Annotated in this window: 6 protein-coding genes; 3 read left to right on the top strand and 3 right to left on the bottom strand. The window is 40.1% G+C overall.

Features of this window, described 5'->3' with window-relative positions:
- Positions 1 to 63: 63 nt before the first annotated feature.
- Positions 64 to 1215: a tetratricopeptide repeat protein gene (locus KC820_RS13510; RefSeq protein WP_212367851.1), complete on the top strand. Its 1152-nt coding sequence runs from the start codon at positions 64 to 66 to the stop codon at positions 1213 to 1215.
- Positions 1216 to 1281: 66 nt separating this feature from the next.
- On the opposite strand, the gene gdhA is transcribed toward KC820_RS13510, so the two are convergent.
- The gene (gene gdhA / locus KC820_RS02880) at positions 1282 to 2658 is read right to left on the bottom strand and encodes an NADP-specific glutamate dehydrogenase (protein WP_212367854.1); all 1377 of its coding nucleotides are present in this window, start codon (positions 2656 to 2658) and stop codon (positions 1282 to 1284) included.
- Positions 2659 to 2777: 119 nt separating this feature from the next.
- Between gdhA and KC820_RS02885 the strand changes: the two genes are divergently transcribed.
- On the top strand, positions 2778 to 3689 hold the full coding sequence (locus KC820_RS02885; protein ID WP_212367857.1) for a glutamate biosynthesis transcriptional regulator GltC: 912 nt from the start codon (positions 2778 to 2780) through the stop codon (positions 3687 to 3689).
- 76 nt (positions 3690 to 3765) lie between these two features.
- Positions 3766 to 4473 carry an SDR family oxidoreductase gene (locus tag KC820_RS02890; RefSeq protein WP_212367861.1) on the top strand — a complete coding sequence of 236 codons (708 nt, stop codon included), beginning with the start codon at positions 3766 to 3768 and terminating at the stop codon, positions 4471 to 4473.
- Between the two features lie 322 nt (positions 4474 to 4795).
- On the opposite strand, the gene KC820_RS02895 is transcribed toward KC820_RS02890, so the two are convergent.
- Positions 4796 to 5449 (bottom strand): class A sortase, encoded by a 654-nt coding sequence (locus tag KC820_RS02895; RefSeq protein ID WP_212367865.1) that lies wholly within the window; start codon positions 5447 to 5449, stop codon positions 4796 to 4798.
- A 63-nt stretch (positions 5450 to 5512) separates the two neighbouring features.
- Complete coding sequence (locus KC820_RS02900; protein WP_212367868.1) at positions 5513 to 15124, bottom strand: Cna B-type domain-containing protein; 9612 nt, start codon at positions 15122 to 15124, stop codon at positions 5513 to 5515.
- Between the last annotated feature and the right edge of the window lie 56 nt (positions 15125 to 15180).

A 15180-nucleotide genomic window follows, 5' to 3' on the forward strand; every position in this document is an offset into this window, starting at 1 on the left:
CAATGAACATCACTTCATTCTTTGCCGTACCACTGATAAACTATTCATAGAAGAACAATCGAGGTGACAATCGTTATGGATATTTTTGATATTGATGCACAACTTCAACCACTGATCACGGAAACAAACAAGGAAGATCTAGAAGACATTAAAGATGAGTTTAAGAAAGCAAATTTTCGGAGTCTTTTGAGCAAAATCGATCCGCTTCAAGAAAAATACCAAGAAAACAGCGAATTGGTTCATGTTCTATCACTCATTAATGCAATCAGTTACTCACAAGTCGGCGAGCAAAAACAAGGTGCGGCGATCATTCAAGGGCTGTTTGAGGAGCTAGAAAAACCGACGATTGATGACCTCTTGCTTTATAGTCACATCGCTTTTTTAAGTGATTATAAGCTTGCCAGACGAATCATGTCAGAAGCGGTTAAACGATTTGACAAAGAAGAAGACGTAGACGACAACAAAAAATCGCAAGCCTACTTACTGCTTGCTGAGTCTGAAGAAAAGTTACAAAAGTTCGGTCGAGCAATCAAGTACTACACGATTGCACTGGAACAGCTAGACCCAAATCATGATGAAGAATATGACTTAGTGCTTTACCAAATGATCAAACTCGGAAACTTGCATTCAATCAAAAAGCAAAATGATGAAGCCGTACATTATTTCAAACAAGTCGTCGAATTGGCGAATGACGAATTTATTCAATACAAAATTGACAGTTTGATTAGTTTAGGGAAAATTTCTTCAACGAGGAATGAATATAAGGAAGCCGTTTCGTATTTGAATGAGGCCATTGAGCTGCTGGAAAACTCATCCATTCAAGACAAAGGTATTTTCATTGAAGCCTATGTTGAAATAGCATACACCTATTTCAGCCAAGCTAAGTGGGGTGAAGCCGTTCCATTTTATGAAAAAGCAATGGCGCAGTTACGTCAATTAGTAACGTATCCGAAAAGAGACTACGGAATGGTACTCATGCAATATGCATATAGTTTAGAAAATAAAGACCATCCTGACCAAAAAGCTGCTGGAAAGACGTACGAAAAAGCCATTGCTGTGTTAGAAGAAGTCAATGAACCTCGACTATTAGAAAGTGCACTCGGTGATACAATTAAATTTTTCGATAAAACGAACCAACAGAAAAAGAAAAAATTATATGAAGAGAAATGGGAACGCGTAAGAAAAGAACGCTATTTGCATAATTACATGCATTAAGGAATAAAAGAAGAACGCCAACGAGGAGCAAGGTCGCTCTTGATTGGCGTTCATTTTATTAAAAACTTATACACCTTGTGCAACAATCGCATCGGCTACTTTTATAAAGCTTGCGATATTCGCTCCGACGACAAGGTTATCTGAATCATCATATTTTTTCGCGGCTTCTATGCTTTCCGCATAAATATTTTTCATAATTTGTTGCAGACGAGCATCGACTTCTTCTTTCGTCAAATGTGTCCGCATATTATTCTGAGCCATTTCTAAAGCTGATACAGCAACACCGCCCGCATTGGCCGCCTTTGCTGGAGCCATCAATACGTCATTTTCCAGTAAATAGTTTACCGCATCATACGTACAAGGCATATTCGCGCCTTCCCCTACTGCTTTCACATTATTTTTCACTAAAGCTTTCGCAGCGTCCATATCAAGTTCATTTTGAGTGGCGCACGGCAATGCAATATCACAAGGAAAAGACCAAATATTTTCGCAACCTTCTACATACTTCGCTTTTGAATAGACGGTTGTATAATGCTGAACACGCTCTTTTTCATCTTCTTTAATTTGCTTTAAAAATTCGATATCCAAGCCGTTTTCATCATAAATGCAGCCAGATGAATCACTACATGCAACAACCGTCGCACCAAGTTCAGTCGCTTTTTCCATTGCATACAAAGCAACATTTCCTGAACCAGATACAACGACTTTTGCACCTTGAAAGCTATAATTACTGTCTTCAAGCATTTCTTTTACAAAATAGACGGTGCCATAGCCAGTTGCTTCTTTTCTTCCTAAACTTCCACCAAATGCGATTGGCTTACCTGTCAATACACCTGGTTCGAAACTATTGCGCATTTTTCGGTACTGACCAAACAAATAACCAATCTCTTGTTCGCCAACACCGATATCCCCTGCAGGTACATCGACGTTTGGTCCTATATGACGGCTTAATTCAGTCATGAAGCTGCGACAAAAACGCATAATTTCGAGATCTGACTTCCCTTTCGGATCAAAGTCAGCCCCTCCTTTTCCGCCGCCGATCGACTGTCCGGTTAACGCATTTTTAAAAATTTGTTCAAAGCCTAGAAATTTCACGATACTGGAGTTAACCGTCGGATGAAAACGTAGGCCACCTTTATATGGTCCGAGCAAGTTATTAAATTGAACTCTGAATCCACGATTTACTTGAACATAGCCTTCATCATCGACCCAAGGCACTTTGAACGAAATCATCCGATCCGGTTCAACAATACGCTCCAAAATATTTAGCTTCATATAAACGGGATTATCATATAAAACCGGTTTAATCGTATCAAAAATCTCTCTAACAGCTTGCAAAAATTCGTATTCGCCTTCATTACGCTCTTCAACTTTTTTATAAACATTTTTTATATATTCATTTACTTGATTCGTCTTCACTTCTTTCAATTGACTGATAGACATAGAACAACCCCTCACGTGATAGACTTTCTCTTTTATCTATCTTATAATGAATCAAATAATCGTTTCAATATAACAATTACATCAAACCTATGCATTAAATGCATGAATGGAGGTAAATGATGGAATTTAGACAACTGGAATATTTTATGGAAGTAGCTAAACGAGAGCATATGACTGATGCAGCAGAAGAATTGCACGTCTCGCAATCTTCTGTCAGTCGCTCGATTTATAATTTAGAAGAAGAGCTTGGGGTAAAATTATTTATCCGAGAGGGTCGGAATGTTCGCTTGACACCGACAGGACAAATTTTCTTGGAGCGCGCCACACAAATTTATAATTTAGCAGAAGAGTCCAAGAGGGAAATAAAAGAATCACTGAACCCACATTCGGGAACCGTCCGAATCGCATTTCCGATCAGTCTGGCGGCACATACGCTCCCTTCAATTATCTATTCGTTTCGAAAAAAATACCCAGAAGCGAAATTTGAAATGAACAACGCCCTTTTTCACGACTTGATCGGAGGCGTCAAAAAAGGTGATTACAATATGGCGATCACCTCACCGATTCCGAATGACGAACAAGATTCGCAAATCAAAAGCCGGACCCTTTTTCGAGAAGAAATTGTCGCCTTACTGCCGCTTCACCACCCTCTAGCGAAGAAAAAGGAAATTTCCTTATTGGAGCTAAAAGACGATCCATTTTGTATTTTGCCTGAAAGCTATATGTTTCATCAGCTTGTTTTAGACTCCTGCCGGAATGCAGGCTTTGAACCTGAAATTGCATTCGAAGGAACAGATATCGACGCGCTGAAAGGATTGGTTTCAGCAGGACTAGGTGTTGCCCTTATGCCAGAGATGACGTTAATCGATAACATTCCACGAACAGCGGCCGCCGTTCGAATCAATGACCCGGTCATTCACCGCCCGGTTGGTGTCATAATCCCGACACAACGACAACTCTTACCGACCGAGCAACTCTTCTATGACTTTTTACATGAATATTTTGAGCGGTTGGATCAGTTTAGGGCGTAAATTACGGACGCGGACACCAAAATTGAAGTATGATAGAGTAAATTTTAGTTACGATTTTCTAAAGGAGGTCATTCCATTGAAACAACTAACTGGAAAAACAGCCATCGTCACCGGAGCAAGCAGCGGAATTGGAGCTGCGATTGCGGTTGAATTTGCTAGTGAAGGTGCAAATGTCGTGCTGGCTGCTAGACGGACGGAGAAATTAGCTGAAACCGAACAGCAAATCAAAGATCAAGGCAATGACAACGTGCTTTCTGTTCAAACGGATATTTCCAAGCAGGAAGATGTTGAAGATCTTATCAAACAGGCTGAAAATAAGTTTGGCCAGATCGATCTTTTAGTCAACAATGCAGGGCAAGTGCTGACTGGTCCGGTTCGTTCCGGAAAAGTCGATGAATGGGAAAAGATGATCGACACCAACATTAAAGGAACCTTGTATGCGATTGATGGCGTATTGCCAAGCATGGTCGAACGCTCAAGTGGGCATATCATCAATATCGCCTCCGTTTCCGGGTTCGAGGTCACGAAAAAAACTACCGTTTACAGTGCAACCAAATATGCCGTCCGTGCCATTTCGGCTGGTTTGGAAAAAGAACTGGCAAAAACCGGTGTCCGTGTCACAAATATTTCACCTGGGATGGTCGGTACCGAGAGAAACGGAAACGCACCGTGGCCGGGTGAACGGAAGAAATTGGAGACAAAAGATATTGCACGCGCAGTCGTCTACGCTGTGACTCAACCGGATTATGTGAATGTGAATGAAATTACGGTAAGGCCTGTTTAAATGGATGAGAAAAGCGTTCGATTCCCGTTGTGGTTACGGGATCGAACGCTTTTTTACTGGACTCATCACTTGATTTCTATTGGAAATTACCTCGTTCTATTGGACAAACCGCGAGTACTATTGGACAAAGTTAGGCTGCTATTGGACGAAATTTGGATTCTAATGGACAAAATCACGATTCTATTGGACAAAAATGCATTTCTTATGGACAATAACCCATCCTATTGGACAAAAAATACCTTTAATGGACAAGTTACCATTCTATTGGACAACTCAAGCAATCTACCCAACTTCATTTGGAAAATCGGGGCGCACCTAATATTTAGTTAAAGATTTCCTCCGAATAATCATAGATCATTCGCAAATCCCCCTGGACCATGACCCGATTATGCGGTTCGCTCGGGATGTCGCACGTCAGCAGTGTGATTTCATCTTTCCCATTATCTTGAATGACCTCTGTTTCACTTTCTTCAATGACACTCGGATCATTCACTCGATATTCGAATACCCTTTCCATATCCGTCACATAAACGATATCGCCATGTTGCAACCGGGGAATATCGTGAAAAAGCAATCCTTCTTGTTTCATTCGATGCCCAATAATTGAATAGTTTCCTTGTCCTAGCTCTTCGTAATCTTTCATTTCGCCTGCACCATACAACAAATTGGTGTTATTTACAGTCCCATAAATCGGCAATTTCAAACCTGTTCTCGGAATGTACATGAATGCGACTGGATCACCTTTGAAATTCATCGATTTAAAAACATCCATTTCGCTCGGTAGTTCATTGACAGTTTCTTCTTTTCCGCCTTTTGCCCGATTCATTTTTAAGTCTTCACTATTGAGTCGATTCATTTCATTCATGGTTTTATCAACATTTCGATCAATAATGTAATCTTTCAGAAAGGGAGCTGCGATGAAAAATACTCCAAGCACCAAGAATGTACCGACTAGCCCGTATTGCCATTTTTTCATAAACCCTCACCTTTTGAAGAACCTAGCCAAGAGCATCTCAGCTAGGTTCCTATCAAATTGAATTTACTCTTCTGACTGAGCGTTCTTTCTTCTGGAAAAAACGATGATGCTAACAGCTAATGCGATAAAGATTGTACCGATTCCGATCATGATCGCTCTTGAACGTTCCCCAGCTCTAGGAAGATTCGTATCATCACTTTCAGATTTGACGGAATCATCGTCTGCGTTGACATCCTCTGTTTTCGTATTCACAATCTCAAATCCATAATCTGTTTCGTGAATCGCTGACTCGTACCCTTCGACTTCATCCTCTTCAACCGTATACGTATACGCTCTTCCTTCTTGATCAAACTGATTTAAATCTAAGAATTCGTGCGTCCAATCCGTATCAGCGGTTAATTCAACCGTTTCAAGCACCATTCCGTTTTGAAGGAGATGGACCGTAATCGATCCCGGACGATTTTCTTCATCGTCATTCTTCCATTCTTTCAAAACTTCAATCGAATGTTTCCCGATTCGGGTATTGGTGATATCAAAACCGTTGACTTCGGATGCATAGCCTTCTACAGGTTCTTCTTCAATGGCATACGTATAAGCCACACCATTTTCGTCAAATGATTCTAATTGATCAAATTCATAGCTCCAGCCATCCGCTTCTGTGATTTCAACCGTGTCATACACTTCTCCATTTTGCAGCAAATGGACGGTGATGGATGCTGGACGTGATTCAGAATCATCATCTTTCCAGCTCTTTGTAATTTCAATCGATTTTTGTTCAGACCTTGTATTCGTGATGTCAAAACCATCTACTTCTGATTGATACCCTGGGACATCTTGTTCCTTGACGGTGTATTCGATTTCGACACCATTCTGATCATATCTGTCGAGGTCTGTGAATTGATATTTCCAATCCTCGTCAGCCGTAACGACTCTCGTATCGACAACGGTTCCATTTGCCAATAGATTCACAGAAATCTGTTCTGGACGGTCTTCGGAGTCATCATCCACCCACGTTTTCTCACCGGATACAGATGTCTGGCCGACACGCAAATTGGTAATATCATAGCCGTCTACTGTCGATTCATAACCATCAACCGGCTCTTCTTCCACCGTATAATCATAAGCCACACCATTCTCATCAAATTCTGGTAGCTCATCAAATCGATAGGTCCAATTGAATTCAGCTGAAACTTCTTGTTCGTCGATGACTTCCCCATTTTGTAACAAGGAAATGGAGATGGATTCTGGTCGCTCATCTGAGTTGTCATCCAACCAAATTTTCTCACCTGCTACTGATGTTGTACCCACACGGAGGTTTGTGATGTCAAATCCGTTGATGGTTGTTTCGTAACCAGAGATTGGTTCCTCTTGGATACTATACGTATATTCAACACCTTCGTTATCATACTGGTCCAAATCTGAGAATGTATGGGACCACTGATCAGATGCAGTAATCGTTGCTTCTTGAACAATTTGATCGTTTTGTTTCAGATAAACTTTGATGGATTCTGGACGATTTTCTGAATCATCATCTAACCATGTTTTTGTCACAGTCACGTCAGTCTTCCCAGAGCGAGTGTTTGTTAGATCATGTTGATCAGTTTCCTTCGTATATCCCTCGACCTCTTCTTCATCAATGGTGTAATCATACTCTACACCCTCGTCATCAAATTGATCCAAGCCAGTGAATTGATACTGCCAATTTGTTTCCTCACTTACTTGTTTCGTATCAATTACATTTCCGTTTTGCTTTAATTGGACCATAATTTCTTCTGGTCGCTCCGGATTGTTATCATCCAGCCATGTTTTGGCGCCTTCAACAGAAGTCTCACCTACACGGAGGTTCGTAATATTAAATCCGTCGATGCTTGTTTCATAACCTTCTACCGGCTCTTCTTCAACCGTGTACGTATATGCCTGACCATTCTCGTCAAAAGCTTCAAGATCTTCAAAAGTGTACGTCCAATCGTCTTCTTCTTTGACGGTCACCGTTTCAAAAACGTCACCATTTTGAAGTAAGTGAACTGTTACTTCGCTCGGTCGTTCTTCTGAATTGTCATCTAGCCAACCTTTTGTGACGACAATATCTTTTTGCTCAGATCTCGTATTGATTAAATTGAAACCATCATTGTCCGAGTCATAGCCTTCGACATCCTTTTCGGCAATCTTATATTCATAAATGACGCCATCTTCATCATATTTGTCTAAATCACCGAAATGATACCTCCAATTATCCTCAGCAGAGATATTTTTCGTATCGATGACAGCATTATTTCTCAGTAGATTCACGGTTACAGAGTCCGGTCGATCTTCTTCATTGTCATCATTCCATGTTTTCGTGCCTTCAACTTCAGTAGTCCCGACACGGACATTGCTGACAATAAATCCTTCCTCTGAGTTTCCAGTAATACTGGAAAGATTATAATGATCAGTTAGCCCTTTTTCTTCAACTGTATACTCATATCGATCTCCTGTTGGATCATATACCGCCAGATTCTCAAATGTATGCTGCCATTCACTTGATTCATCAATCGTTTCTTCCGTCAAATATTCTCCATTTCGATGTAATTCGATCGTTACTTCATCCGAACGCTCGGTATCATCCTCATCATCTAACCATTCTTTTGTGACATCAACAGAAGTTGTTGACACGTTCGTAATGGCGAATCCATTCTGCTTATCACCGAAAATGCTTTCTTGTTTATAACCATCCATAGGCTTTTCTTTTACGGTGTATTCATAAGCAACCCCGTTATCGTCGAATTCATCCAAATCGGAGAATGTGTGCTGCCATTGACCTTCTTCATCTGAAGAAATGGTGGCGGATTGAAAAGGGTCACCGTTTCGGTATAAATCCACTTCTACCTCTTCAGGGCGTAAATCTACCTGACCACCATCGTTCCATTCTTTTGACACATCAATCGAGATGACTCCTTCACGTACGTTGGTAATTTGAATCCCATCCGGCGTTTCCTGTTGAGTTGTTTTATAACCATCCACTGGTAATTCTTTCACCTCATACGTGTATGGCTGTCCTTCATCATCGAATAATGCCAGCTGATTAAAAGTATGCTCCCAATCATCTTCTGGGCGAATAACCTTTGTATCAACAGCCTGATCCTCATTGTCACTACGATAAAGCTCGACCGTAATTTGAGCTGGTCGGTCATTCGTCGCGTTTTCATCGTCCAACCATTCTTTCGAAACTGTAATAGATGTTTGGTCCGAACGTGTGTTAATTAGGTCATAACCGTCGACTTCTTTCTCATATCCATCTACCGGTTCTTCATCGATGATATATTCATACTCCACACCTTGCTCATCGTATTGATTTAGATTCTCAAAACTATATGACCAATCATCTTCCGCGTTCACCGTCTGTGTTTCTCTGAATTCCAAGTCCCCTTCACGGGTCAAGACTACAGTGATTTCTTCTGGGCGATTGGCTGTTCCTTCTTCATCTAGCCATGTTTTGGTGCCTTCGACATCTATTTTTCCGGTTCTGATGTTTGTGATATCAAACCTATCAATGGTTGGTTCATAACCGACAACAGGTTTTTCTTGAATGTAATATTCATAAGCTTCACCGTTGTCGTTATACGAAGCCAATCCACCAAAACTATATTCCCAATTTTCTTCAGCTGTCACTGTTTGTTCTTGAACAAAATCATCGTCGCCTTCTCGTTTAAGCTCTACGGTAATTTCCTCAGGACGATCTGGTGAATTGTCATCGAGCCACGTTTTCGTACCGGAGAAGGATGTCGTTCCAGTTCGGACGTTTGTGATTTTAAATTCCGTATAGTCATCGCCTATTGGAGTAACGACGGTAGAATAACCTGGTACATTTTCTTCCTCTATTGTGTATTCGATGGTTTGGCCTTCACCGTCAAATTTATCAATGTCAGTAAACGTATGTTGCCAATTACCATTTTCATCAGGACCGATAACTACAGATTTAACTGTTTCTCTCTCGTTGTTTTCTTTCAATTTAATTAAATTGACAGTAATACTCTCTGGACGATCGGCGGTTTCTTCTGTATCCAGCCACTCTTTTGTTATCTCAATGTCCATCTTCTCGGAACGAACATTTGTAAATGTATAGCCTTCGTCATTATTACCAGAGCGTTCAGAAGTATAGTTATCTCCCGGATCAACTTCAATTACTTCATATCTATAAAGCTCACCATCTAGTGCGTACACCGGCAAATTATCGAAAGTATGACTTTGACTATCTTCGCTGCCGTCAAAGGTTACTGTTCTATAATCTTCATCTGCATTCCGTTGCAAATGAATGGTAACCGGTTCACGGTCAGCTGAATTTTCATCTTTCCAAACTTTTTCGACGTCAATGGACGTTTCAGGTACGTTTGTGATTGTAAATCCGTCTTCTGCGTTACCTGAGATTTTTTGTCTTTGGTACCCTTCTACGTCCCTCTCTTCAACTGTGTATTCGTACTTTTCTCCATTTGAATCAACGGCGTCTAAATCTTCGAAAGTACCAGACCAGTCGTTTTCTTCATTTAATTCAATAGATTGGTCTTCAAGTGCCGTTCCATTTTGAAGGATATCTACGGTGATCGATTCTGGACGAAGACTTTCGTTGTCACCGTCATTCCATTCTTTTGAAACTTCTACATCGACTAACTCATAATTGACCACTTCAACTGGTACTTCCTTGTCAGAACCGAAATCAATCGTAAATTCAGTATCTCCCCAATAGGGTTGATACCCGTCCAAAGGAGCAACCTCTTCAAAAACATACGTGCCTGGACGGAGGTCTTCAACATTTATTTCTCCATTCTCATCCGTGAAATGAGTCGTTTCCCCATATGTTCCATCATTTTCTAGAGAAATGGCATCTAATCTGAATTCCACACCCTCTAAAGGTTCATTTGAGTCCCCATCCGTTTTCGTTAATTTAACGGAGCCGGTGATGATGTCATTTTCGAAGTTTCCTAGTTCAATTTGTTTTGTTTCTGTACCAGAAGTTACTGTAAATTCCTGCGTTAAACCATCCCCTTGAATTTCGTAACCAGATGGCGCTTGTGTTTCTAAAAGCTGATATGTGCCCTCTGGCAAGCCAGTGATACTTAGCTTTCCTTCTGAATCAGTCGTTAAACCGGTAAAACCTTCAATAGATTCGTCTGTTCCAGCATTTACCACATCAAATCTTGCACCTTCTAAACTGTAATTCGTATCAGCATCGACCTTTTGCAATGTTACTTCTGCATAAGGAGTGTTTGACACCTGAACAGGTACCGAATCCTCATCTTCAACATCATCTAAAGAAACTTCAACTTCAAATGAATTAGAATTTCCAACATAACCAGATGGCGATCCAACTTCAGTTATTTCATAAGTCCCTGGTTTTAAGTTTTCAAAAATGACCTTACCATTTATATTTGTCGTTTCAGTTTGTGGACTATCTAAAGGGTAATCTCCACCTGCGTATGTTATTTCAAATTCTGCACCCTCCAGTGGTTGCCCATTGATGCTATCCTGTTTTGTCAATTCAATTGAAGTCGTTTTGACACTATTTTCAATTACCCCTAATTCTAAAGGTTCCGGATTTTCTTCCTCACTGCGATCAATTGTAAAACCAATAGGTGTATCATTCACTGAAAAACCATGAGGCGCTTTAGTCTCTACTAATTTATACTCACCTGGTCGCAAATCACCAGTCTCCACCAGCCCTTTTTCATCAGAAGTTACAGTGCTAACAACAACTTCATTTGCATCTTGTATTTCAAATACAGCACCCTGCAAACCAACAGATGGATGGTCGGCATCAACTTTTGTGATTTGAGCACTGCCAGGGATTAATTCATTTTCAACCTCGATAGTATCAATTTCAATTTGCTCTTCTTCAATTTTAAAATCATATTTATTACCATTAACTTGATAATGCGTAGCAGGGTCTGTTTCAATAAAGTAATATTCACCTGGTTCTAAATCTTCCTCAAAGATAATACCCTCTTCATTTGTAGTTAAAGTTTGGACTGGAGGATCATCAGGATCATCATCTGCATTTCTCAACTCAAATTTGACACCTGATAATTCCGTTCCATCTGTTCCATCTACTTTAGTTAGCTGAACATGTCTCTTTATCTCATGGTTTTCAACTGTATGCTCTGATAACTCTGAATCAACTGTCACGGTTTCTGTATCATCTATTCCGACAACATAACCTTCTGGGGCTTCTGCTTCCTTCAATTGATAGTCAGCATGCAATAGGTTTTCAAAAGTCACGACCCCATCAGCATCCGTTGTTGCCGAATCAATCAATACTTCTCCTGTTTCGTCGTACAACTCGAAGATCGCTCCTTCAAGTGTCGTGTCAGAGTCATCCGCATCTACTTTGGTTACTTGAAGTGAACCAACCTCACCGTAGATTGTTCCAGAAATCGTTGAGAAATCGATCTCTCTGAGAATGTTCGAATCGGTATCAAGTTCTCCTGTTTGTTCAGCATCGAACTTCAATTCATTTGAAATACTTTTATCTTCACCCGCATAGAGGATATACGAGTCATATTCCAACACATACGGCTTATCAATTACTTCTTCCATGAATTCAATGGTGAACTGGTCTTGCCCACTTTCATTTTTTGTAATCGTTATTTTATAGTCATTGCCTTCCTCTAACGGATCGTCGTTTTGGGAAATCCCTGATTCCGTTACGGTTGTGTCATACACCTTGATAGTCTCAGGCAACAATCTTTGGTTGATACTCAGTGTATCTGTAAGTGAGAGATTGTTTACCGTTGATTGCGTATAGTTGATTCGGATATCCCAATTGACTATACGCCCATTTTGAGAAGCTTCTTTATTGGTATATTCTCCTCCATGATCAGGACTAACCGTTGCATCAACTTGAATATCATCAGAATTATCAACCGTAATCAATGCCTCATTCTTATATGATCGCTCAATTAACATGTCATTTAAGTCTGTTGTAAATTCAATCAGGTAAGGAGAGTCGATATCCCCAAAATCTACATTAAAACCAGGCTCGTCATTTTCACCTGAAATATCAGTGAGACTGAATTGGTCAGTCACATCTTCCCCTTTGCTGTAACCCTTTTCTTCACCTGTCAACTCCATCTTGTATACAGCAACATTATTAATGTCAAAGTTTTGTTCGCCTTGAATAATGTCTTCTACCTCAACATTTTCTAACGTTTCTTTATTGTAGTTAACGCCAATTCTCCAAGTAATTTCTTTTGTTGCTGGATTATAGGAACCATTTTTAAACCCATTATTTTGTGTGTATTCATCAGGTGTAAATGTTGCTGTTCCTGTTTTCGTTACTTTTTGGGTTTCGTTTTCCGGAATCCACTCTAAGGAAGCATTATTGACGAAACTTCCCTCTGAAAGATCCGCTTTATCAAAATCAATTTCAGTGGTATAAGTAATGACCACTTTTTCAGTTAAGATTTGATTAAAATTAATCTCAATTTTACCGGTGTCTTCGGCAAAATCAAAAGTAAAATGGTTACCTTCTGCCCATTCATTCCCACCGTGGGTCACTTCAAGGTTCTTTGGTGTAAAACCGTTCGGTAATGTATCAAACACACCCACGTCTTCCATCACATGTTCATCTCGATTGATTTCAATACGCCAATTCGTCTCTTTTGCATTGTAATTAGTATTTCCGTCGTGAGACTTCGTGAAGATTCCTTGGCTGACAAACTGACCGCCACTTATAATATTATCAAATTCATCTTTAATTTCATTTTCAACTGTAAATCCTTCGTCAACTCGATCTACAACCGTGGTTTGATATAAAATTTTATACGGTTCATTAATTGAATCTTGAAATTGCAATTCAAAACCTTCATCCGTTTTAGTCATCGTATATCGTGATTCATCAATCGTTTCCGTACTCGCTTCCTCTCCTGTATTAGGGTTAATTGAAACTTCCAACACTTCAAAACTATCATCTACTAATTGTTGATTCTTTCCAAAAACATCAGTCAGCTTGGCATTTCCTTCGTCAATCGCTTTCTCATCATAGTTATACTTAACTTCCCAATCAATTGTCTGTGCTACATCATCATATTCAATAGCATCTTTTTCCAATGGTTGACCACGTGTTACAGCAACTGACGCTTCAGCATCTAAAGGGTCGATATTATTTCCATTTAATGTTGCTTTATTCGTATAACTTTCCCCAGTCCGATCGTTCACTTCCGTGTCATAAACGACCCGGTAGGCAGAATCGATTTCTCCCAATTCAAGGGGGAATCCAGTACTAAATTCTTCCGTCACTTCTGTTTCACTAACAACAGTTCCGTCAGCATTCATTTCTAATTCATAAACGTGCATCGTACCATTTACAAACGAATGATCTCCTTCAGTTATTTCATCATTTAGTACAGCATTTTCTATCGTTTGCAAGTTTTTATTGAAATCTACTGTCCAAGTGATTGTCTCGGTATTATAGTCTTTATTTGGAACACCGTTTTTATCTATTGAAGAACCGGACGGTATGAATTTGATAGGAAATTCAAGCGATTCTTCACCATTGATTGGTATGGTGATCGGGCCAGGTTCTGCTGGTCCATTATAGTCTTCATCGAACGAAGCTTTTAGCTTAATCTCACCAGCAATGTTTGAGTGATTGGTAATTTGCTCGTTGAATTTGATTTCAATGTTATTTCCATTTGTTGTAAATGAACCAAAAACTGTATCGCCTAGCGACAGTTCTTCTGGTTCAGCCACTTGTGGAATCGAAAACACTTCCGGAACTTCAATCGTATAAGTAGAACCATCCCCATAGTTATGTCCATTGGGTAGCTTGAATTTATAGGTCATATTAACGTCCAAGCGATTATATGGAGGTTCGATTATGATCGGCTCTCCTGGTGTTAGTTCCTCGTTTTCACCATTCATGATCTTTTGCAAGGTTACACCTGTAATTATGTTTTCAGTTATTTCGCTATTCAGTACTTCACTGGATGAATGAGACTGAATTTTTCCTTGGCCAGCATCCTTTGTTTCTTCTGTTTCATCAGTTGGATTTACCGCCGACTCATCTTTTTGCTGCGAATCTTTTTGAGAGGTTGCTGATGAATCCTCTCCGCCTTTTTCATTCTGTCCTTGTTCATCTTGGTCTTCTTGCACCTCTTCATCCGCCGCTTCTTGCTCCTCTTCATCCGTAATAGTGTCAGATCCATCTACTGAATCCTTACCATTTTCATCCATATGAGATTCACTCGCTGACTCTTCAAACTCCTCCTCTACGGCTGGCTCTTCATTAACTTCTTCGTTAACATTCGTCAAGGTCACATCTACTGTAAATTGCCCGCTTGCTTCTGGAGCACCCTCAATTTCCTCATTAAAAAACACCTCTACAAGGCCTTCAGTAGAAGCAGTAAACGTACCGACTTCAACATCTTCAATTTGAAGTGTTCCATCTTGATCTTGTTCAATCAAGACGTCCTCTGGAACAGTGAACGATTCAGTGTATTCATACTGGATGTCTTTACCGTTCACATCCCATTGAACATGGAGCTGCGCAGCCCCCTCCTCTGTTTCACTCTCCTCTACTGTCATTTCTGTAAATACACTGTCATCTTCCTTCTCATTTGTTGGTTGTCCGGTCAATCCTAAACTGGTCGTAAATGTTTGTAACATCATTAGGAAAATGACTGATAACGCGATTGTACGTTTCATTATATATGCCCCTTTCTAGTCCTACTGTATATGTAGAAAATTTAAGTTTACATTGA

The sequence above is a fragment of the Allobacillus saliphilus genome, assembly GCF_018138385.1.
GTDB classification, from domain to species: domain Bacteria; phylum Bacillota; class Bacilli; order Bacillales; family Alkalibacillaceae; genus Allobacillus; species Allobacillus saliphilus.

What these genes read in the sequence shown, in the direction of transcription:
- KC820_RS02895 (WP_212367865.1), bottom strand. Translation starts at nt 5,449, where the DNA reads ATGAAAAAATGGCAATACGGGCTAGTCGGTACATTCTTGGTGCTTGGA.
- KC820_RS02900 (WP_212367868.1), bottom strand. Translation starts at nt 15,124, where the DNA reads ATGAAACGTACAATCGCGTTATCAGTCATTTTCCTAATGATGTTACAA.
- gdhA (WP_212367854.1), bottom strand. Translation starts at nt 2,658, where the DNA reads ATGTCTATCAGTCAATTGAAAGAAGTGAAGACGAATCAAGTAAATGAA.
- KC820_RS02885 (WP_212367857.1), top strand. Translation starts at nt 2,778, where the DNA reads ATGGAATTTAGACAACTGGAATATTTTATGGAAGTAGCTAAACGAGAG.